Here is a 21135-nt window from a genome sequence, read left to right as displayed (position 1 = left end):
TCAGGCAGCCCCTTGACGGCCCCCTCCAGCACCCCTATCGTTGCCTCTGGAAGTCCCTTCTCATGGCCGCACCTAGAGGGCGACAGCGATGACCAACCGCGATTCCCCCCACCTCCTGCGCATCCTCGAGGAGCGGCTCTTGAACTGCAGCCAGAACCCGGACGAACCAAGTCCCGCCATGCTGCTTGCCGATGACTTCTATGAGATCGGCTGTTCCGGGCGGCTCTATGATCGCACTGAAACCCTGAGACGACTGACCGGCAAACGGCGCCGAGAGACCACGATCCGCGATTTCCAGGTACGCTTTCTGTCCCCGGAGGTCGCCCTGATCGTCTATCTGCTGGTCGATGCCGAAGAGGAGGAAGGCGACAGGGCGGCCACCTGGCGCAGCTCGGTGTGGCGATGCCAATATGGGCGCTGGCAGATCCACTTTCATCAGGGAACGCCCGCGGCCGGCCTGATCGACGAGCCCGCATCCTTCCTGCCCTGACGCCCGCCCATCCCCGGCCGAAGGGCGACGCGCGCGGGTCGCACGATACGCGACCGTCAGACCCGCGGCGATCCCTCGTGGCTGTCACCCAATCGGCGCCTATGCAGCGAGCGACGATAGCGGCGTACCAGCGAATCGATCGGCCCCGACAGGGCATAACAGAAAAACAGGGCAAACAGCACGCGCGCGGGATCGAGCGAGATCAGCACGAAGATCAGGACGATGGCCAACACCGCGATAAAGGGCACCCGCCCCTTTAAGTCGATGTGCTTGAAGCTATGGTAGCGGATATTGCTGACCATCGCCGCACCGATCAAGACGGTAACGGCCAAGGCCGTGGCGCGTAGCCACAGCGGCGGCGCACCATAACCTTGCAGGACCCACACCAGACCGGTAACGACCGCCGCCGCCGCTGGACTCGGTAAACCATGGAACGACAGTCGCCGGTCCGTGCTGGTCTGAATATTGAAGCGCGCCAGACGCAAGGCGGCAGCCGCCGAGTAGATAAAGGCCGCCAGCCAGCCGAGCTTGCCGAGCCCCGAGAGCCCCCATTCATAGACAACCAGCGCCGGGGCAAGCCCGAACGACACCATGTCCGACAGGCTGTCATACTGTGCCCCGAAATCGCTCTCGGTGTGCGTCCAGCGCGCCACCCGCCCGTCCAGCCCGTCCATGACCATGGCGATGAACACCGCCACGGCCGCGTGCCAGAACTCGCCCTTCATGGCCTGCACGATGGCATAAAAGCCGGCGAAGAGCGCCGCCGTCGTAAAGAGATTCGGCAGGATATAGATACCCTTGCGCTTGTCTTCCATCATCGCGCCCCTCACTGAACGCGCGGGTCTCGACCCGCGAGACGGGCCAGGACCTGCGATCCGGCCTTTACCTTATCGCCCAAGGCGACCTCGGGATGCGCCCCCGGCGGCAGATAGACATCGACGCGCGAGCCGAAGCGGATGAATCCATACCGCCTTCCCCGGTCCACCACCTCGCCCTCGCCCACATAGCAGAGGATGCGCCGCGCGATCAGGCCTGCAACCTGCACGACCACGACATCGTCTCCGCCCGCGGTCGTGATCCAGAGCGCGTTGCGCTCATTATGCTCCGAGGCCTTGTCCAAGGATGCATTCAAAAAACGTCCTGGACTGTACCAGCGGCGCCGAACCTGTCCGGCGACCGGCAGACGATTGGAGTGGACGTTGAAGACATTCATGAAGATGCTGCATTTGATGGCCGGCCGCTTCAGGTACGGGTCCTCGGCCGGACCCACCATGATGACGCGCCCGTCGGCCGGACATAAGACCGCGTCTTGACCCTCGGCCAAGACGCGACGCGGGTCTCGAAAAAACTGTAGCACAAAAACCGCAAACAGCCATAAGGGTAGGGCCACCCAAGGCCCCCACCCCCATGTAACGAGCACGGCGGCGGCCATGGCCAGGGCGATATGCCCCCACCCTTCGCGCGCCAAAAGAGGGGGCGATGCCGCCCCCTCACTGACCGTCTGCGACAAAGGGATGCTCAATTTTTCTCTTTGTCGACGATCTTGTTGGCCCCGATCCACGGCATCATGCCGCGCAGGCGCTCGCCGACCGCCTCGATCGGATGTTGGGCGGCCTTGGCGCGCAACTCCGGGAAGCGCTTGCCACCGGTCTCGTTTTCGGCCACCCACTCGCGCGCGAACTGACCTGACTGGATCTCGCCCAGGATGCGCTTCATCTCGGCCTTGGTCGCCTCGTTCACGACCCGCGGACCGCGCGTGAGATCGCCGTACTCGGCGGTATTCGATATCGAATACCGCATGTTGGCGATACCGCCCTCATACATGAGGTCCACGATCAGCTTCAGTTCGTGCAGGCACTCGAAATAGGCCATCTCCGGGGCATAGCCGGCCTCGGTCAGGGTCTCGAAACCGGCCTGCACCAACGAGGTCACGCCGCCACACAGCACCGCCTGCTCCCCGAACAGATCGGTCTCGGTCTCTTCCTTGAAGGTGGTGGCGATGACGCCGGCACGCGCCCCGCCGATGGCCGCGGCATATGAGAGCGCCAACGCCTGGCCCTGGCCGGAGGCGTCCTGACTCACCGCGATAAGGCAGGGGACACCGCCGTTTTGGGTAAAGGTGGAGCGTACCAGATGACCCGGACCCTTGGGGGCTATCATGATGACATCCATGTCCGCGCGGGGCTTTATGCGCCCGAAATGGATGCTAAAGCCGTGCGCGAAGGCCAGCGCCACGCCTTTTTTCAGGTGCGGCTCCATCTTCTCGTAGATCCCGGCCTGCAACTCGTCGGGGGCCAGGATCATGACCAGGTCCGCGTCCTTGACGGCCTCTTCCACGGGCTTTACGGTAAGCCCCGCACGCGTCGCCTTGGCGGCCGAGGGCGAACCCGCACGCAAGCCCACCACCACATCGACACCGGAGTCCTTGAGGTTGTTGGCATGCGCATGGCCTTGCGAACCATAGCCTATGATCGCCACCTTCTTCTTGCGAATGAGGCTAAGGTCGGCGTCCTTTTCGTAATACACTTGCATGCGTTGTCCTCGCCCGGCGCAACCGGGCCATTATCAGGTTGAAAGTCAGGGTGCGTCGGGAATGCAGGCGCCGTTACCGCGGGCGATACCGATGACCCCAGAGCGCACCACCTCCAGAATCCGCCGTGGCTGCAGAATCGAGATAAAGGCGTCCAGCTTGCTGCCGTCACCGGTCAGTTCGATGGTATAGGCGCGATCCGTTACATCTATTATACGCCCCCGGAAGATATCCGACAGACGTTTGATCTCATCACGCTCGCCGCCCTCGGCACGCACCTTGATAAGCAGCATCTCGCGCTCAATGCGCTCATTATCTGTCAAATCGACGAGCTTCACCACGTCCACGAGCTTGTTCAGCTGCTTGCGGATCTGATCCACCACGCCCTCGGATCCGCTCGTGACAAGCGTCATGCGCGACAGGCTCGGATCCTCGGTCGGCGCCACCGTGAGCGAGGCGATATTGTAGCCACGCGCCGAGAACAGTCCGGCAACACGCGACAAGGCGCCCGCCTCGTTCTCCAGAAGTATGGAAATGATGTGGCGCATCACGCGAGTTCGCGATCTGTCGCCAGATGCATCTCGTGGTGACCGGCTCCGGCCGCGATCATGGGGTAGACGTTCTCCGTCTGGTCGGTGATGAAATCGAGGAACACCAGCCGGTCATGCTGGCCGAGCGCCTCCTTCAAGGCAGCCTCCACGTCGTGGGGCTTGTCGATGCGCAGGCCTGCGTGCCCGTAGCTCTCGGCAAGCTTCACGAAGTCCGGCAAGGCCTCCAGATAGGAGTGCGAATAGCGGCTCTGATAGAAGAATTCCTGCCACTGACGGACCATGCCCATGTAGCGGTTGTTCAGATTGACGATCTTTAGCGGCAAATCGTACTGCTTGCAGGTCGACAACTCCTGTATGCACATCTGTATGCTGGCCTCGCCGGTGACGCAGGCGACCGTGGCGTCGGGATGCGCGAACTGCACACCGATCGCCGCCGGCAGTCCGAAGCCCATGGTGCCGAGCCCTCCGGAATTGATCCACCGCCGCGGCTTGTCGAACTTATAGAACTGCGCCGCCCACATTTGGTGCTGGCCCACATCGGAGGTGATGAAGGCGTCGCCCTGCGTGAGTCGGTAGAGGGTCTCCAGCACGAATTGGGGCTTTATGACCTCGGTATTGGCGCGATCGTATTGGAGACATTGGCGCGCGCGCCACTCCTCGATCTTGCGCCACCAGGCACCAAGCGCTGCCTTGTCCAAACGGCTGCCGGTCGCCTTCAGGGCAGCAAGCAGGTCGCGCATCGCAAGTCCCGCCTCGCTTATGATGGCGATCTCGACCGGGACGTTTTTCTGAATGGAGGCCGGGTCGACGTCGATATGGATGATGCGCGCATTAGGGCAGAACTTGTCCAGATCACCCGTCACCCGATCATCGAAACGCGCCCCGACCGCGAGCAGCACATCGCACTCATGCATGCCCATGTTGGCTTCGTAGGTCCCGTGCATGCCGAGCATGCCCACAAACAACGGATCAGTGGCCGGGAATGCGCCGAGCCCCATAAGGGTGTTCGTGCATGGGGCACCGAGCCAGCGCACGAGCTCGGTCAGTTCGCGGGCGGCATTGCCGAGTACCACCCCGCCGCCGGCATAGATCATGGGGCGCTTGGCCTGCATCAACAGATCGGCGGCCTTGCGTATGGCCGCCGGATCACCCTCACGCACGGGCTTGTACGACCGCAGTGTAGGGTCCTTTGGGAAGACATAAGAGGTCTTGTGGGCGGTGATGTCCTTGGGGATATCCACGACCACCGGGCCGGGACGGCCGGTCGTGGCCACATGAAAGGCCTTGCGCATGATAAGCGCGAGGTCGCGGACGTCCTTGACCATGAAGTTGTGCTTGACGCAGGGCCGAGTGATGCCGATCGCATCGACCTCCTGAAAGGCATCGTCGCCGATCAGATGCGTCATGACCTGACCCGTGAACACCACGAGCGGGATGGAGTCCATATAAGCGGTAGCGATCCCGGTCAGGGCGTTGGTGACGCCCGGACCGGAGGTCACGAGCACCACACCGGGCTTGCCGGTCGAGCGCGCATAGCCATCGGCGGCATGCGCCGCACCCTGCTCGTGGCGCACGAGGATGTGCTTCACCTCTTCCTGCTTGTAGAGGGCATCGTAGATGTGCAAAACCGCCCCACCCGGATAGCCGAAAAGGTACTCGACGCCTTCATCGTGAAGGCAGCGAACGAAAATCTCCGCTCCCGTGAGCTCCAAAACGATGTCACCCCGCGACTTATGACCTTTTTCGAACTCCTGATTCTCGGATAAGGAGCGCCACCGGTCAAGGCCTTGGGGTTACCGTCGGCCATTCTCAACGTGAAGAGATAGAGCCCCGGAGCACCCGGTGGCGGCCCAACCGACATTCGGCCATTGGTGTCGGAAATGCAGCCTATCCAGTGGATTCGTAAGGGGTTTCGACAACTCGGCTGGCCACCTCATCGGGGAACGCGGACTGTGGTAGCAAACCCCATGAGCACCATACTTGAAAATTGCGGCTTGATGGCAGCAAACCCCGGGAGATCGCGGCGTTCGGGCGCGGCAGAAACTCACGTCATGGCGCTGCGACTTGGGGGAAGTCGTGCCTGGGAATGGCTGGGCGCGGTCCTAACCCCCCACGCCCTAGACCCGGCGCCAGACCGTGCCCGTCGGCGTATCCTCGAGCACGATACCACGCGCCCTGAGCTCGTCGCGCAAGGCATCGGATCGCGCCCACTGCCGCTCGCGCCGTGCCTGATCGCGCAGGGCCACCAACGCCTCGATATCCTCGTGGTCCCCGGTCCCCTGCAGGAATGCCGCCGGCGGTCGCGTCAGCAGACCGAGCGTCCCGGCCAATAACCGTAGCGTGGCCGCCAGTCGCCCCACCGCCGCGGCATCGCCCTGTTCGCGCGCCCGCTGGATGGCATGCCCCATCTCGAACAGTACGGCGAGCGCCCCCGGGGTATTGAAATCATCGTCCATGGCCGCACGAAACCTCCGCGCATAGTCGGAGTCGCTCTCGGGCTCCCCGTCCGGGGCATCCTTCAACGCCTGATAGAGGCGCGTCAGGGCCTCGCGGCATTGCCCGATCGACTCGTCGTCGTAGTTCAGCGGGCTGCGATAGTGACTGGCGAGCAGGAAATAGCGGAGCACCTCGCCGTCGAACACCGCCAAAAGATCGTGCAGCGTGCGAAAATTCCCCAGAGACTTGGCCATCTTCTCGCCATTCGTACGCACGAAGCCAACGTGCATCCAGGTATCGGCGAACGTCACATCATTGGCCGCCTCGCTCTGGGCAATCTCGTTTTCGTGATGCGGAAAGGTCAGGTCGAGCCCCCCGCCATGGATGTCGAAATGGTCACCCAGGCAGTGCGCGGCCATCGCCGAGCACTCGATGTGCCATCCCGGCCGGCCGGGCCCAAACGGCGAAGGCCACGCAGGCTCGTGCGCCCGCGCCGACTTCCAGAGCACGAAATCCAGAGGATCATCCTTGGCCTCATCCGCCTCGACCCGCGCGCCCACCTTCAGATCGTCGAGCGTGCGTCCCGAAAGGCGTCCATAGCGGGGGAAGCGGCGCACATGAAAATACACATCGCCATTAGGGCCCTGATAGGCATAATCCTTGGCCATCAACCGCTCGATCATGGCCGTCATGTGATCGATATGGCGGGTGGCGCGTGGCTCGTGATCGGGGGGCGCCACCAGAAGCGCCGTAGTGTCCTCGGTCATGGCGGCGATGGTGCGCTCGGTCAGCCCTGCAATATCCTCACCGTTTTCCTTTGCGCGATTGATGATCTTATCGTCGATATCCGTGATATTGCGCACGTAGGTCACGCGATAGCCGAGGTGGCGCAAATAACGCACCACCGTATCGAATACGACGAATACGCGCCCATGGCCGAGATGGCAGCGGTCGTAGACCGTGACCCCGCACACATAAATCCGTACATGGCCAGGCTCCAAGGGCACGAATGGATCCTTGGCGCGCGTTAGAGTGTTATAGATCTTGAGCATCGGTGCTTCCACATTCGCGAAGACGCCGCGCCACCAGCGTGCGCGGCATCAGGGCCAGTATATCCTTGAGTTCCGGGCCCGCGAGCCGGCCGGTCAGGGCGGCGCGCAGGCCATGAAAGAGTCGCCGGCCGCTATGGCCCGCGGCCTTCAGGACCGCCGGCAGATCGCCGGCCGCACCGCCCGCATCCAGGTGCCCGACCGCCGCGCGAAAGAATTCCGCGCCCGCCGCCGCGATCGCCGCGCGCGCGTCCTCGTCCAGGGTCCGGCGCTCACCATACACGATCCCAGCCCAGCGACGGAAATCCTCTGGGAAGAGGGCATTGGGGCACACGGCCTCCACGAACCGCAGCCGCTCGGCCTCCGGGACATCCTCCTCGACCCACGGCAGCCATTCGGCCACCGGGGTCGCGGCCATCGCCAGCCGTTGCCAATGGAGCAACTGCTCCCGGTCGTAGCGCGCCGGGGCGTGCCCGATTCGCCGGCAATCGAAGGCCTGAGCGAGCTCTATCAGGGGCAGCAGCCGCTCCGACCCGACCACCGCGCCCAGGCGCGCCAGGTAATTGATGACCGCAAGCGGCAGGAAGCCTTCCTCGCGCAAGGCCGCAAGACTGCCGGCCCCATCGCGCTTGGACAACGGCACCCCACCCGCGCTCACTACCAGCGGCAGATGGCCGTACTCGGGGACTGGCAGGCCGAGGGCGCGCAATATCAGGATCTGGCGCGGGGTATTGGCCAGGTGGTCTTCGCCGCGCAGCACCAAGGTGACACCGGACAGGGCATCATCCAGGGCGTTGGCAAAGAAAAACATGGCCTCGCCCTGGGCACGACGCACGACGAAGTCGCCCAGGAGGTCGGTGGCCACGCGCTGCGGGCCGCGCACGGCATCGCAGAACGCCACCTCCTGCCCCGGCGGGACCCGGAAGCGCCACACCGCCGCCTCTCCCGCGGCGACCCGGGAACACGCATCGGCTGGATCAAGCGCCGCGCATCGGCCGCCGTAGCGCGGCGGCAGCCCCCGCGCGCGCAGGCTCGCGCGTTCCGCGGCCAGCTCCGACTCTGTGCAAAAACACGGATAGACGAGGTTATCGTGCGCGAGCTTCTGAAGGAAATCGTCGTAGACCGCGCCACGCTCCGATTGGCGCCAAACGGCGGCCTCGTCGATATAGGCGCCGAACCCCAGCCACTCGAGATCGACGCGCAGGGCGCGCTCGAACACAGGGCTCGCGCGTGCGCGGTCGCTGTCTTCGATACGCAGCAGGAATCGCCCGTCGGGCAGGGCGGCAAGAAGACTAAAGAGCGCGGTGCGCGCATTGCCGAGATGCAGGAGCCCACTGGGGCTCGGGGCGAAACGGGTTGTAGGCGCATTCATGCTCTCATGATAGCGCGTCATTGCCCTGACCCGCCAAGTCGGCGACAATGCGCCAAACTTCACAGAGGATATCCCCATGGTGCACCTCGAAACCAACCACGGCGTGATCGTGCTCGATCTCGATGCCGACAAGGCACCCAAGACCGTCGCCAACTTCCTGGCCTACGCGCGCGAGGGATTTTTCACGAACACGATCTTCCATCGGGTCATAGATGGCTTCATGATCCAGGGCGGTGGTTTCGAGCCCAATATGCGCCAGAAGGCGACCCGCCCGCCCATCGACAATGAGGCCGACAACGGGCTGCGCAATGCGCGCGGCACGATTGCCATGGCGCGCACCAGCGATCCGCACTCAGCCACGAGCCAGTTTTTCATCAACGTCGCCGACAACGACTTCCTGAACTTCACCGCCCCCACCCCAACCGGCTGGGGGTACTGCGTATTCGGGCGGGTGACCGAGGGTATGGATGTGGTCGACACCATCAAGGGCACCGCCACCACCAGTCGTAATGGGCACCAGGACGTGCCGGTGAACGACATCATCATCACCGGCGTGCGCCTAGACTAGACGCGTGAAGCCCCAGGCGTTCATTGCCGATCTGCATCTGACGGCGCAGCGGCCGCAGGCGATCGCGCTGTTCCGGGACTTTCTCGCGCGCGCGCACGACCGGCTCGATCATCTGTATATCCTCGGCGATCTGTTCGAGTATTGGGTCGGTGACGACGGCGCCGACGAGGCCGAGTTCGCGCCGGTGGTGGCGAGCCTGCGCGCAGCCACGGGCGCGGGCCTTGCGATCAGCATCCTGCATGGCAACCGCGACTTCCTGCTCGGAGAGCGATTCGCCGCGCTCAGCGGTTGCCGCCTGCTTGACGATCCGCACGAGCTCACCCTGTTCGGGACCCGGACCTTGATCAGTCATGGCGATGCGCTGTGTACAGACGATCGCGAATACCAGGCCTTGCGCCAGCAATTCCGTGACTTGCGCTGGCAACAGCAGGTGCTCTCCCGGCCGCTCGCCGAACGCGTCGCCATGGCCCGCGCCCTGCGCCAGGAGAGCGGCCGGGCGACCCCCGCCAAGGATGCCGCGTTGCTCGACGTCAATACCGCGGCGGCGGGCGCGCTGCTCGACCGTCACGACCTGCGCCGCCTGATCCATGGTCATACCCATAGGCCCGGGGAGTACCCCGTACCGACCGCCGCCGGACCGGGGGTGCGTATCGTGGTGGGGGATTGGTACGAGGGGTCGAGCGTGCTGGTCGTGGGGCCCGCGGGCCATGCCCTAGTCGCCGTTGCGGACTTCTCCCGGGCTGTAGCGGACGTAATGCGCAGGCAGGGTAAATAGGCTTCGCTTGACCGGGACGTCCTTCTTGTAACCGATCAGGACCTTCTCGTTCTCCTGGTAGTCCAGTATACGCACCGGGAACCCGTAGGCGTATTCGCGATCCGGATCGAACACGTTATCGGCAAGATCGCAGGCGGTCTCAAGTCCCGCCGGCGTGTTCGCCGCCGTCAGCGCCTGCTCCCCGGCCAGGGTATCCGAATAGGCCTTGAGGGCCGATACCACGCCCGGCAGGAGGCCCTTGGCGGCCACTATGTAATAGCATTGATGACCATTCGTGTAGAGCCGGTAACTCCGCAGCTTGTGACCCTTGAAACGCCCCTTGACGTGCCCCCTCTGGACCGTTTCCTGCAGCTTGGCGGGCTTTGGGAGGGTGATGATATGGCTGCGGATGACGAGGATGGTGCGATCACTGTGATCGACGCTATAGATGACGTGCCGCTTGCGATCAAACAGGATGTAATTGCCGGTCCCGGTATCGGGATCGATGCGCAGATAGTGGCGATTGACGATGATCCGCGTCGGAAACGGCGGTCCGCCAAGTTCCCGCTCCCTCATAGTGAGGATCGTGGCGTGCGGTCCGCTACGTCCGCAGGATACGAGCGCCAGGGCAAACCCGGCGAGCGTCAGTCGCGTAAGAGCCTGGCGGACCCTCACCGTACCCCCTCCACGACCGCGGCCGCCCGCAGGCCCGTCTCCAGGTCGGCCATCAGATCGTCACGGTCCTCGAGGCCTATGGAAAGCCGGATCAGACCGTCTTCCACACCGCCCGCGCGCCGCGCCTCGGGAGTCAGCCGGCCGTGTGTGGTGGTAGCTGGATGCGTGACTGTGGTCTTGGTATCGCCGAGGTTCGCGGTGCGCGACAATAACCGACAACCGTCCACAAACGCGAATGCCCGACGGGCGTCGGCGTCCTTCAAGGTGAACGACACCACGCCCCCGCCCGCCGACTGTTGGGCGCGCGCTAGATCGTATTGCGGGTGGCTTGCGAGATAGGGATAGTACACGCGCTCGACAAGCGGCTGCGTCGCAAGCCACTCTGCCAGCGCGAGCGCCGTCTCGCTGTGTGCCTTCATGCGCAGCGACAGGGTCTCCAGGCCCTTCAGGAAAATCCAGGCATTGAACGGGCTCATGACCGGGCCCGCGGTACGCACGAACGGGAAGATCTCGCCTGTCACGACGCGCTCCTCGCCCACGATCGCCCCGCCCAGGGCACGCCCCTGGCCATCGATGTACTTGGTCGCCGAATGCACGACCAGATCCGCGCCCAGCGCCAACGGTCTTTGCAGGGCCGGCGTGCAGAATGTGTTATCGACCACCAGTTTGGCGCCATGGCGGTGGGCGATAGCGGCCAGGGCCACGAGGTCGCCCAACACGCACAAGGGGTTGGAAGGCGTCTCCAAGAACAGAAGGCGTGTACGGTCGGTGCAGGCACGCTCCCAGGCGGGGACGTCGTCGAGCGCCACAAAGCTCGTACTCACCCCGAAACGCGCGAACATCTGGAACAGCGCAACAGACGGTCCGAATACGCTTTGCGAGACCACGACGTGGTCTCCGGCCTTCAGGAGCGCCATGCACACCGACAGGATTGCCGCCATCCCGGAGGCCGTCGCCAACGCCCGCTCGCCGCCCTCCAGGACCGCCAGTCGCTCCTCGAAGATGCGCACCGTGGGGTTGCCGGTGCGCGAATAGATATTGCCCTCGGCGCGCCCAGCGAAACGGTCGGCGGCCTGTTCGGCGTCGTCGAAGACGTAGCTCGACGTCAGAAACAAGGGCTCACTATGCTCGCCTTCATGGGTCCGGTGATGACCGGTATGAATCGCGAGAGTCTCCATCCGACCCTTCAAGTGGTCATCCATTAGCCACCCCCCCTTGCCGATTTTCCACTAGTAGTACGTGTGGAGTTCCGTCGATACGAGATCATTCATGGGGCTTGCGCACTTCGCCGCATCCCCCCGCACATGTTCCACGTGCTCCAGATAACTCTTATCGACATCGCCCGTCACATACACCCCATCGAAACATGAGGTATCAAAGCGCGTGATGCGCGGATTGCCTTCGCGCGCCGCCTCGATGAGGTCCTCCAAGTCCTGATAGATCACCCGGTCTGCGCCTATGGCGACCGCCACCTCCTCCGTGGTCCGGCCGGTGGCGATGAGTTCCCGGGCCGAGGGCATATCGATGCCATAGACGTTGGGGTAGCGAACGGGAGGCGCCGCAGAGGCGAAGTAGACCTTGTTCGCGCCCGCCTCGCGGGCCATCTGAATGATCTGCATCGAAGTCGTGCCGCGCACGATGGAGTCGTCGACCAGCATGACGTTCTTGCCACGGAACTCGAGGTCTATGGCATTCAGTTTCTGGCGCACCGACCGATGCCGCTGCGCTTGGCCTGGCATGATGAAGGTCCGCCCGATATAGCGGTTCTTGATGAAACCCTCGCGATATTTCACATCGAGTTCCTTGGCCATCTCCAAGGCAGCGGCGCGGCTCGTATCGGGAATCGGGATGATGACATCGATGTCGTGATCCGGCCACTCGCGCAAGAGCTTGCGCGCCAGCCGCTCGCCCATGCGCAGGCGCGCTTTGTAGACGCTGATCCCGTCCATGATCGAATCCGGGCGCGCCATGTACACGTGCTCGAATATGCATGGCGCGTGGCGGGGATTGTCGGCGCACTGGCGCATGGACAGGTGACCGGCCATGTCCACGAACAGGGCCTCCCCAGCCTGGACATCGCGCACGAGACCGTAACCCAGGACATCCAGTGCCACGCTTTCCGAGGCGAACATGTGCTCGGGCCCCTCATCCGTGTCGCGTCGACCGTAGACGAGCGGCCTGATCCCACAGGGGTCGCGGAACGCGACGATCCCGAAACCCGAGATCATGATGATTGCCGCATAGGCACCGCGCACCCGTCTGTGGACAGCGGCGATGGCCCGGAAGACGTGCTCGGGTGTCAAGGTCACGCCACCCACCTTCTGCATCTCATGGGCGAATACGTTCAGCAACACCTCGGAATCCGATTCGGTATTGATGTGGCGCTGATCCTCACGGAACAGCTCGTCACGCAACTCCGCGGCATTGGTGAGATTGCCGTTGTGCGCTATGGCAAGACCGAACGGCGAGTTGACATAGAAGGGCTGGGCCTCGGCCGACGACGCACAGCCGGCGGTCGGATAACGGACATGCCCGATACCCATGTCCCCTCGCAGCGCCATCATGTGGGAGGCCTGGAAGACGTCGCGCACCAAGCCATTGTCCTTGCGCAGGTAGACCCGCTTGCCGTCGCTTGTAATGATGCCGGCCGCGTCCTGACCCCGGTGCTGAAGCACGATGAGGCCGTCATAGAGGGCCTGATTGACAGGACCCTTTGCCAGTATACCGACTATCCCGCACATGATCGCGACCCTTTGGGGAACGCCGAAAAGCTGCCTAGTTTAGCCATAGCGGAGGTTGCGAGCAACGTCTGCGGGCAACCAATGGGCCACGTAAAGGGCCACGTGCTGAAAGTACCCCACGAACAACGAGTCATGCCAGCTGGGATAATTGGGGAACGGCGTGAGGCCGGCGAGCAACACCATGAGGACCACGACCAACGCCCCCTTCAGAAAACCAATGGCGCCCCCCAAAAGCCGGTCGGCGGCCTGCGAGCTGATCTTGAGCCAGGCGGCGCGAATGAAGTGGGATACGATCGCCAGGACCACGAAGGTCGCGAAAAACAACAGAAAGAACACCACCACGGTCCGTAGGTTCGCATCCTTCAGGTGACCCGCGAACCAGCCCGTGAAATCCCCGGAGAACAGCCATGCCACGAGAAAGCTTACAACCCATGTGAGAAACGACAACACCTCGCTGATGAAACCGCGTAACACACCTACCAGCACAAAGAGGCCCACGATCAGAACGATAATGATGTCCACCCAATTCATCGCACTGTCACCGCCTCCTGAATCATGAACCCTTGAATACCGTCGCGCTCTTTGACGGCCTGCTGCGCGCTCTGCGCCCGCCTCTTGCCATAGGGACCAAGGACTACGATCACCCCGCGGCTGTTCGCAAGCCGCGTCAATTTGACGTGTGCCGGGAAACCCTGCCCCTTCAGCCGCTGTGCAAACAGGACACCATCAGAGGCATTCACATAGGCGCCGACCTGCACATACCATTGCGGGACGACGGGCGTCGGCGGCTGTCGCGTTGAAGGTGCCGGCAAAACCGATGTCGGATGCGACGGCGCCGGTCGCGGCATTTGAGCGCTGGCCACCGGTGCCGGCACCACCGAAGGCGCGAGCGGCGCGGGCCGGGGCACCACCGCCGGAACGTCCGCCATGACCGCGCGCACACCGTGCGCGGCGCGACGCACGGTCAAGATCTCGCGGCCATGGATCGCCGATGGCGGCCGCTGTAACAGTATCGGCAGGACCACGACCGCCACGGTCACGAGAATCGCGGCGCCCACGATTCTGCGCTTGGCATCAAACGACCCGTCCTCCCCCACCGCCTCCTCTCCGGTCCTGCATGAGGGCGAGTATAGCACCGACCGTCTTGAACGACCCAAAAACGACCACCCGGTCGTCATCTCGGGCGCACCCCAGGGCTGCCGTGTAGGCCTCCACCGGGTCGTCATAGAGCCCGTCGGGGGTCACGCCTGCCGTCCGCAGGGCCGCTTCCAGGAACACCGCATCGGCCCCTCGCGGATCGTCCAAGGATGCCAGGAACCAGCCGTCGAATGACCCTCGGAGGGCCTCAAAGACCTCGATTATCGGTTTGTCCTTGAACATACCCACAACCGCCAGCGTACGCCCCGCCACGCGCTGCTCGTTTAGGGTAAGCGCGAGCGTATGCGCCGCCTCGGCATTATGGGCCACATCGAGGACGACGCGCGGTCCGGGTCCCGGCAGGGTCTGAAAGCGCCCGGCCAGACGCACGGCCTGCAGCCCCGCGCGCACATCCTGGGCGGTCAGCGTAAGCCCCGGCAGGGCCTCGGCCGCGGCCAGCGCACACGAGGCATTGGCCAACTGATAGCGCCCGCGCAGGGCCGGATAGGGAAGATCCCAGGCGCGCGCGGCACTCAGGAAACGCCACGCCCATGGCGATTCTTCATAGTGAAAATCCCGGCGCGCGATCACGGCACGCGCATTCATGCGGTGCGCCTCGCGCGCCACCGACTCCGACACGTCGAAGCCGATGATGGCCGGGCGCCCGGCACGAAAGATACCAGCCTTCTCGCGCCCTATCGTCTCGCGGTCCGGCCCCAGCCAGTCCTTGTGATCGGTGCCCACCGAGACCACCACCGCCACATCGGCATCGACGATGTTGACGGCATCGAGGCGGCCGCCGAGCCCCACCTCCAGAATCGCCACCTCGACACCGGTTTGCGCAAACAGCCACAGTGCGGCCAGTGTGCCAAACTCGAAGTAGGTCAGGGGCGTCGCGTCGCGCGCCTCCTCGACTGCGGCAAACGCCTGACACAAGGCCTCGTCGGTGACCTCCTCGGCATTGACGCGCACCCGCTCGTTGTAGCGTATGAGGTGCGGCGAGAAATAGGCGCCGGTGCGATAGCCCGCCGCCCGATAAAAGGATTCCAGGATGGCGGATGTCGAACCCTTCCCGTTGGTCCCGCCGACGGTGATGACCGGGCATGACAGGGGCGTCATGCCCTCATAGACCGCGCGCACCCGCTGCAATCCGAGATCGATAGCATGGGAGTGGAGGCGATCTATGTAGACCAGCCATTCTTGAAGGGTTTCGTGATTCAGATGTCTTTGTGCAACGCGTTGGTGGTATGGGCGACAAGCGGCCTATTGGTCATGATCGACAACAGTCTGGCGATCGTCTCGCGCAGCTTGTGGCGATGCACGATCATGTCGATCGCGCCGTGGTCGAGCAGGAACTCCGATCGCTGAAAGCCCTCCGGCAGGGTCTCGCGCACGGTCTGTTCGATCACGCGCGGACCCGCGAAGCCGATCAGGGCCTTGGGCTCGCCTATGATCACATCCCCGAGCATGGCGAAGCTTGCCGATACCCCTCCCATCGTCGGGTCGGTGAGCACCGAGATAAAGGGCAGCCCCTGATCGGCCATGCGCGCCAGCGCCGCGCTGGTCTTGGCCATCTGCATGAGCGAGGTCAGCCCCTCCTGCATACGCGCGCCGCCGCTGGCCGCGAAACAGACGAAGGGCCAGCGCTCGGCAAGGCAGGTATCCACGCCGCGCACGAAGCGCTCGCCGACCACCGAGCCCATGGAGCCACCCATGAACGCAAACTCGAAGGCCGCAGCCACCAGCGGCAACCCCTGCAGGCGCCCTTGCATCACGACCAGCGCATCCGACTCCCCGGTGGTCTTCACGGCATCGGCGAGACGGTCCTTGTAACGCTTGCTGTCCTTGAACTTGAGGAAATCCGTGGGCGCAAGATCGGCACCGATCTCCGGATGATCCCCGGCATCGAGGAAGGCGGCGAGCCTCTTGCGCGCCGATATGCGCATATGGTGGTCGCAACGCGGGCACACGCCCACGTTCTTTTCGATCTCGGCGTGATACAAGACGTTGGCGCACGCTGGGCATTTGCTCCATAAGCCCTCGGGTACGGCCTTCTTCGCCACCCCCCGGCTCTTGATCTTCGGGGGCAGAAGCTTGTCGAACCAGCTCATGACGACAGACCCTCGCGGCGCACGAGGGCCGCGCGCAGATCGCGCACGAAGGCCTCGGTATCGGCGATCGCTGCCTCCGTGGATGCCGAGGCGGCCATCTTTTCCACGATCGCGCTGCCGACGATGACAGCGTCGGCGAAGCGCCCCACCAAAGCCGCCGAGCGCGCATCACGAATCCCGAAGCCCACGCCCACCGGAAGGGCCGCGCTCTTGCGCACGACGGCAAGCCGCGCGGCGACTTCCGCGACATTCAGGTGACTCGCCCCGGTGACCCCCTTCAAGGCTACATAGTAGAGGAAGCCCGTGGATGCCGCGCCGATCACGGCAAGACGCTCCACCGACGTCGTCGGCGACAGCAGAAAAATCGTATCGAGGCCGGCGCGCAAGGCCTCGGCGCGCCAATCTCCGGCCTCCTCAGGGGGCATATCGACAAGCAACACGCCATCGACACCGGCCGCCTGGCAAGCCCGTGCAAAGACACCGTAACCCATGGTCTCCACCGGATTCACATAACCCATGAGGATCACCGGCGTGCGCGCATCGTCGCGCCGGAACGCCGCCACCAGCTCGATGATGGCGCGGGTGGTAGCGCCGGCGGCGAGCGCCCTTTGATGGGCCATCTGAATCGCCGGACCATCGGCCATGGGGTCGGAAAACGGCATGCCGACCTCGATCACATCGGCGCCTGCGCGCACCAGGGCATGCATGAGCGGCACGGTCGCCGACAGCGTAGGGTCGCCACCGGTGATAAACGGGATCAGGGCCGCGCGCGTGCCGGCAAGCGCCGCGAACGTGTCCTTTATGCGCGACACGTCTTTGCCCCCTCGTAGGCCGCCACGGTCTCCACATCCTTGTCCCCGCGACCCGACAGATTGACGATCAGCGCCGCCTCCGGCCCGAGACCCGCCGCCAGGGTCTGCGCATAGGCGAGTGCATGACTCGACTCCAGCGCCGGCAGGATGCCCTCGAGGCGCGTGAGCGTATGAAACGCGGTCAGCGCCGCGTCATCATCGACCGCCACGTACCGCGCCCGCCCGCTATCCTTCAGCCACGCATGTTCCGGCCCCACGCCCGGATAGTCGAGGCCCGCGGAGATCGAGTGTGTGTCGCGAATCTGCCCATCCTCATCGAACATGAGATAGCTGCGCGCCCCATGCAGTACCCCGCGCCCGCTATCGGCCGTCAGCGGCGCCGCGTGCCGGCCCGAGGCCAGCCCCTTGCCCGCCGCCTCGACGCCATAAAGGGCGACCTCGGCATCATCCAGGAACGCATGGAAAAGCCCGATGGCGTTGGAGCCGCCGCCCACGCATGCCACCAGCGCGTGCGGCAGCCGCCCCTCGCGCTCCAGGAACTGGCGGCGGGCCTCCTGCCCGATCACCGCCTGGAAGTCGCGCACCATGGCCGGATAGGGATGGGGCCCGCTCACCGTCCCGATCACATAAAAGGTCTCGTCGACCGTCGTCGCCCAGTCGCGCATGGCCTCGTTCATGGCATCCTTCAGGGTCTGTGAGCCGAGCGTCACGCTCACCACCTCCGCCCCCAAAAGACGCATGCGTCGGACGTTGGGGGCCTGACGTGCGATGTCCTCGGCACCCATGTAGATGACGCACGAGAGCCCCAGGCGGGCGGCCACGGTGGCGGTCGCCACCCCATGTTGGCCGGCCCCGGTCTCGGCGATCAGGCGCTTCTTACCCATGCGCCGCGCCAGCAAGGCCTGGCCTATCGTATTGTTCACCTTATGAGCGCCGGTATGATTCAGGTCCTCGCGCTTAAGATAGATACGCGCGCCGCGTGCGTGCGCGGTCAAGCGCTCCGCGAGGTAGAGTGGCGACGGCCGTCCCACGTAATCCCGGAAATCGGCGGCAAGCTCCGCCTGGAAGGCCGGGTCGACACGCGCCGCACGGTACGCGCGCTCGAGATCGGCGAGCGGGCCCATCAAGGTCTCGGCCACGAAACGGCCCCCGTAAGGCCCGAAGTGCCCGCGCTCATCCGGCTGTTCGTAACTCATACTTCTCCTTTTGCGTAGCGGCAGAATTCGCGCATGCGCCGCTCGTCTTTGATCCCCGGCGCGCTTTCGACACCGCCGCTGACATCGACTGCGTAGGGCCGGACCTGATCGATGGCCGCCGCCACATTCGCCGGGGACAGGCCGCCCGCCAGAATCACGGGCTTGCCGAGATCACCTGGGATCCGCCCCCAATCGAAGACCTGTCCGGTCCCGCCGGGGCGCCCTTTTTGATGGGTATCCAGCAGTAGGCCCTGGGCGGATGCATAACGCGCCTCGGCCGCGCGCACATCCACCCCCTCCGTCATGGCGATCGCCTTAAGGTACGGCCGGCCATAACGCTGACACTCTTCCGGGGTCTCCCGGCCATGAAACTGCAAGACATCCAGCGCCACATCCCGCAACACCGCCTCGATCTCCTCGGGCGCGGCATCGACGAACAGCCCGACGCACGTCACGAACGGGGGCAGCGCGGCCACGATCGCCCGTGCGGCATCGAGAGTGACGTGGCGCGGACTCGGCCCATAAAACACAAGACCGATGGCATCGGCGCCGGCCGCGGCCGCGGCCGCGGCGTCCAAGGGCCTGGTGATCCCGCAAATCTTCACACGTGTCGGCATAGGGCGATGGAGTGTACCAGAGGCGCGGCCCCGGGCTTAAGTCTTGGACGCCTGGTAGGCCTCGAAATGCGTCCTAAAGAGTATCTCCAGGTCGTCGATTACCTCCGCATTCGGCCGCCCCCCGATGACATTTTGAGCCATCAGGGTGGAGGTCTCGTTTAGCATCTTTCCGCGATCCAGCATGGGATAGCTCGCCGCCAGTCGCTTGATGGCGCGCACCACGCTCTCCTCCTCGGGCCGCGGGATCGGCAGGGGCTCGGAGGGCGCCGCAGGCCTTGCGCCGCCGAGCCGCACGTGCAGAAATTCGGCGAACGCCAGGACCTGCTCCTGGCCCTCGTCCGGAAGATCGCGCACCACCGCCAGCAGACGTTTCTCGAAGCGATCCACGGCTACTCACCGATATTCAATCGGAAGACCGGCATCTTGCGCCGCTCCCTCATCAAATCCAGCTCCTTTACGAGCGCCACGATCACCTGGTCTGTCGTGCGCTGCGTATCCCCCCAATGCCGGCGCGCCTCGGCCAACAACTCGCCGATGTCGGGCGGCGTCTTGCGCTTGGCCTCCATGATCATATCCTCGATCATCCCAGGCTTTAATTCCGGACGAAACAACAGGCCATAGGCCAGGGGGTCGGGGCGGATCGCGATCCAGCGGCCGTTATCGTCGACCACGATGGGCTCCATACCCGCAGGTAGGGTCGCGGCCCCATTGGCCATCACCAGCACCGGCCGGCCGTCCACCGCCTGGGCCAAGGCGTCCGCCTCCCCGGCCGGGGTCTTGTGGGCTATCGTCCAGTAGGCATTGTGAAACGGCTCCGGACTCAGGAGCGCGCCCTCATACTCGGCGAGCACCAGGGCCCCGTAGCCGAGCCCCACCATGGGCCGGCGCGCATCGCGAAATATCCCGATCAGCCGCAACTCATCATCATGCCAGGGGTTTTGGTCATGATCGCCGGGCGGGGCCTGACCTCCAAGCACAAACAGGGCATCGAACTGCCCGGCACTGCCCGGCAGGTCCTGTCCCACGAACGGCCGAAAATAGGCAAAGCCGATGTCGCGCTTCTCGAGTTGATTTTCGATCAGCCCCAGGAATTCGGAATAGGTGTGCTGAACGACCGCGAATTGCTTCATGAGGCCTGCGCCTTGGCCACCGGCTCGACGCCGCCTTGCCGCTCACAATGCGCATGCGCAAAACGCATGAACTCCTCCACCGCCCGCAAGCGGAACTTCTGGCGTTGATAGACGAAGGAGAATGGGCGATCGATGGGCGGATCGAGGGGCAGGGCGACCAGGGTGCCGAGTCGCAACTCCTTTGCCACCGTCGCCTTGGAGACGATGGATACGCCCAGGCCGGCCTCCACCGAACTCTTGACCGATTCGGGGCTGCCAAACTCCATGCTGAGATTGAGGTCGTGCCATTGCAGCGCGTTGTGCGCCAGATAGTCGCTGATTACCTCGCGGGTTCCCGAGCCTTCCTCGCGCGCCAGGAACGGGAGATCCAGGAGTTCGCGCACCGGGACCTTGTCGAGTTGCGCCAAGGGGTGGTCCGGCCGACAAATGAAGACCAGCTGGTCTTGCCAACAGACCTCCACCGCGAGGTTCTTGTTCGCGACCGGCGACTCGACGATGCCGATATCGACGGTATTGCTCTCCACCATATGCACGATGCCCAGGGAATTGGACACACTGAGACGGATACGCACATCCGGGTGACGCCCCTGAAACTCGCCCAGAAGGGCCGGCAACACATACTCGGCAATGGTGGTGCTGGCACCGATAATGAGCACACCCGAGACATCCCCGGTAATGTCCCGGACGCGGATGTTCATCTCATTGTAGAGGCCTATGATCCGGTCGGCATACTCAAAGACCCGTTCGCCGGCGGCCGTCAAATTGATACGATTGTGGGTGCGATCGAACAGGCGGGTATTGAAGAACTCCTCGAGCTGCCGCACCTGAAAGGTGACGGCCGGTTGCGTCATATGTAAAGTCTCCGCGGCCTTGGTGAAACTCAAAAGCCTCGCCACGGTATGGAATACCTGGAGTCGCCGGTCAGCCATGTCTCTTTTCACCCCTCGATCGCGCGCCCATCGGGCT

General features: G+C 64.2%; 22 protein-coding genes and 1 pseudogene. 3 read left to right on the top strand and 20 right to left on the bottom strand.

Annotation, left to right across the window (positions count from 1 at the left end):
- The first annotated feature begins 88 nt into the window (after positions 1–88).
- Complete coding sequence (locus C4900_RS03835; protein WP_065971908.1) at positions 89–490, top strand: nuclear transport factor 2 family protein; 402 nt, start codon at positions 89–91, stop codon at positions 488–490.
- A gap of 56 nt (positions 491–546) precedes the next feature.
- Here the strand turns inward: C4900_RS03835 and pssA are convergent, their stop codons facing one another.
- The 7 genes and pseudogenes from pssA to gltX form a co-directional block, all read right to left on the bottom strand.
- The gene (gene pssA, locus C4900_RS03830; protein WP_065971907.1) at positions 547–1308 is read right to left on the bottom strand and encodes a CDP-diacylglycerol--serine O-phosphatidyltransferase; all 762 of its coding nucleotides are present in this window, start codon (positions 1306–1308) and stop codon (positions 547–549) included.
- Positions 1309–1316: 8 nt separating this feature from the next.
- The gene (locus tag C4900_RS03825; protein ID WP_083996239.1) at positions 1317–1922 is read right to left on the bottom strand and encodes a phosphatidylserine decarboxylase; all 606 of its coding nucleotides are present in this window, start codon (positions 1920–1922) and stop codon (positions 1317–1319) included.
- A gap of 86 nt (positions 1923–2008) precedes the next feature.
- Positions 2009–3022: a ketol-acid reductoisomerase gene (ilvC, locus tag C4900_RS03820; RefSeq protein WP_114282340.1), complete on the bottom strand. Its 1014-nt coding sequence runs from the start codon at positions 3020–3022 to the stop codon at positions 2009–2011.
- A gap of 45 nt (positions 3023–3067) precedes the next feature.
- Entirely contained in the window at positions 3068–3568 is a 501-nt protein-coding gene (gene ilvN / locus C4900_RS03815) for an acetolactate synthase small subunit (protein WP_065968769.1), read from the bottom strand.
- Positions 3568–5337: pseudogene (ilvB, locus tag C4900_RS03810) on the bottom strand (biosynthetic-type acetolactate synthase large subunit); the annotation flags it as partial. The gene ilvN and the pseudogene ilvB, both read right to left, overlap by 1 nt.
- A gap of 351 nt (positions 5338–5688) precedes the next feature.
- Positions 5689–7059, bottom strand: a complete 1371-nt coding sequence (cysS, locus tag C4900_RS03805) for a cysteine--tRNA ligase (RefSeq protein ID WP_065968767.1) — start codon at positions 7057–7059, stop codon at positions 5689–5691.
- The gene (gltX, locus tag C4900_RS03800) at positions 7043–8428 is read right to left on the bottom strand and encodes a glutamate--tRNA ligase (RefSeq protein WP_065968771.1); all 1386 of its coding nucleotides are present in this window, start codon (positions 8426–8428) and stop codon (positions 7043–7045) included. Before gltX ends, cysS begins: the two co-directional genes overlap by 17 nt.
- A gap of 76 nt (positions 8429–8504) precedes the next feature.
- Here gltX and C4900_RS03795 point away from each other — a divergent pair, with 76 nt between their 5' ends.
- Together C4900_RS03795 and C4900_RS03790 are read left to right on the top strand one after the other, a co-directional pair.
- Positions 8505–8996 carry a peptidylprolyl isomerase gene (locus tag C4900_RS03795; RefSeq protein WP_065968766.1) on the top strand — a complete coding sequence of 164 codons (492 nt, stop codon included), beginning with the start codon at positions 8505–8507 and terminating at the stop codon, positions 8994–8996.
- 4 nt (positions 8997–9000) lie between these two features.
- Positions 9001–9771 (top strand): UDP-2,3-diacylglucosamine diphosphatase, encoded by a 771-nt coding sequence (locus tag C4900_RS03790; RefSeq protein ID WP_211306747.1) that lies wholly within the window; start codon positions 9001–9003, stop codon positions 9769–9771.
- Here C4900_RS03790 and C4900_RS03785 read toward each other — a convergent pair.
- Genes C4900_RS03785 through C4900_RS03725 form a run of 13 tightly spaced genes read right to left on the bottom strand, consistent with a single transcriptional unit; the run spans position 9709 to position 21098 of the window.
- Positions 9709–10425, bottom strand: a complete 717-nt coding sequence (locus C4900_RS03785; protein WP_141689158.1) for a hypothetical protein — start codon at positions 10423–10425, stop codon at positions 9709–9711. The two genes, C4900_RS03790 and C4900_RS03785, sit on opposite strands and share 63 nt — an antisense overlap.
- A complete protein-coding gene (locus C4900_RS03780) occupies positions 10422–11603 on the bottom strand; it encodes an O-succinylhomoserine sulfhydrylase (protein ID WP_114282339.1) in 1182 nt (393 codons plus the stop codon). The genes C4900_RS03785 and C4900_RS03780 overlap by 4 nt, the downstream gene beginning before the upstream one ends.
- 51 nt (positions 11604–11654) lie before the next feature.
- Positions 11655–13166 carry an amidophosphoribosyltransferase gene (purF, locus tag C4900_RS03775; protein ID WP_065968762.1) on the bottom strand — a complete coding sequence of 504 codons (1512 nt, stop codon included), beginning with the start codon at positions 13164–13166 and terminating at the stop codon, positions 11655–11657.
- A gap of 39 nt (positions 13167–13205) precedes the next feature.
- A complete protein-coding gene (locus C4900_RS03770) occupies positions 13206–13697 on the bottom strand; it encodes a CvpA family protein (RefSeq protein ID WP_065968761.1) in 492 nt (163 codons plus the stop codon).
- Positions 13694–14263 carry an SPOR domain-containing protein gene (locus tag C4900_RS03765; protein WP_170132398.1) on the bottom strand — a complete coding sequence of 190 codons (570 nt, stop codon included), beginning with the start codon at positions 14261–14263 and terminating at the stop codon, positions 13694–13696. The genes C4900_RS03770 and C4900_RS03765 overlap by 4 nt, the downstream gene beginning before the upstream one ends.
- On the bottom strand, positions 14241–15464 hold the full coding sequence (folC, locus tag C4900_RS03760) for a bifunctional tetrahydrofolate synthase/dihydrofolate synthase (protein WP_411675221.1): 1224 nt from the start codon (positions 15462–15464) through the stop codon (positions 14241–14243). Before folC ends, C4900_RS03765 begins: the two co-directional genes overlap by 23 nt.
- 56 nt (positions 15465–15520) lie before the next feature.
- Positions 15521–16414 carry an acetyl-CoA carboxylase, carboxyltransferase subunit beta gene (gene accD / locus C4900_RS03755; protein WP_065968758.1) on the bottom strand — a complete coding sequence of 298 codons (894 nt, stop codon included), beginning with the start codon at positions 16412–16414 and terminating at the stop codon, positions 15521–15523.
- On the bottom strand, positions 16411–17226 hold the full coding sequence (trpA, locus tag C4900_RS03750; RefSeq protein WP_065968757.1) for a tryptophan synthase subunit alpha: 816 nt from the start codon (positions 17224–17226) through the stop codon (positions 16411–16413). Before trpA ends, accD begins: the two co-directional genes overlap by 4 nt.
- On the bottom strand, positions 17214–18422 hold the full coding sequence (gene trpB, locus C4900_RS03745; protein ID WP_065968756.1) for a tryptophan synthase subunit beta: 1209 nt from the start codon (positions 18420–18422) through the stop codon (positions 17214–17216). The genes trpA and trpB overlap by 13 nt, the downstream gene beginning before the upstream one ends.
- A complete protein-coding gene (locus C4900_RS03740; protein WP_114282337.1) occupies positions 18419–19039 on the bottom strand; it encodes a phosphoribosylanthranilate isomerase in 621 nt (206 codons plus the stop codon). The genes trpB and C4900_RS03740 overlap by 4 nt, the downstream gene beginning before the upstream one ends.
- A gap of 36 nt (positions 19040–19075) precedes the next feature.
- On the bottom strand, positions 19076–19426 hold the full coding sequence (locus C4900_RS03735; RefSeq protein ID WP_211306745.1) for a hypothetical protein: 351 nt from the start codon (positions 19424–19426) through the stop codon (positions 19076–19078).
- Between the two features lie 2 nt (positions 19427–19428).
- Positions 19429–20169 (bottom strand): type 1 glutamine amidotransferase, encoded by a 741-nt coding sequence (locus tag C4900_RS03730; RefSeq protein WP_065968899.1) that lies wholly within the window; start codon positions 20167–20169, stop codon positions 19429–19431.
- The gene (locus C4900_RS03725; protein ID WP_065968898.1) at positions 20166–21098 is read right to left on the bottom strand and encodes a LysR family transcriptional regulator; all 933 of its coding nucleotides are present in this window, start codon (positions 21096–21098) and stop codon (positions 20166–20168) included. Before C4900_RS03725 ends, C4900_RS03730 begins: the two co-directional genes overlap by 4 nt.
- Between the last annotated feature and the right edge of the window lie 37 nt (positions 21099–21135).

The sequence above is a fragment of the Acidiferrobacter thiooxydans genome, from assembly GCF_003333315.1.
Taxonomy (GTDB): Bacteria; Pseudomonadota; Gammaproteobacteria; order Acidiferrobacterales; family Acidiferrobacteraceae; genus Acidiferrobacter; species Acidiferrobacter thiooxydans.
Note: the sequence above shows the minus strand (reverse complement) of the source record. Positions and strands in the feature narration are given on the sequence as shown.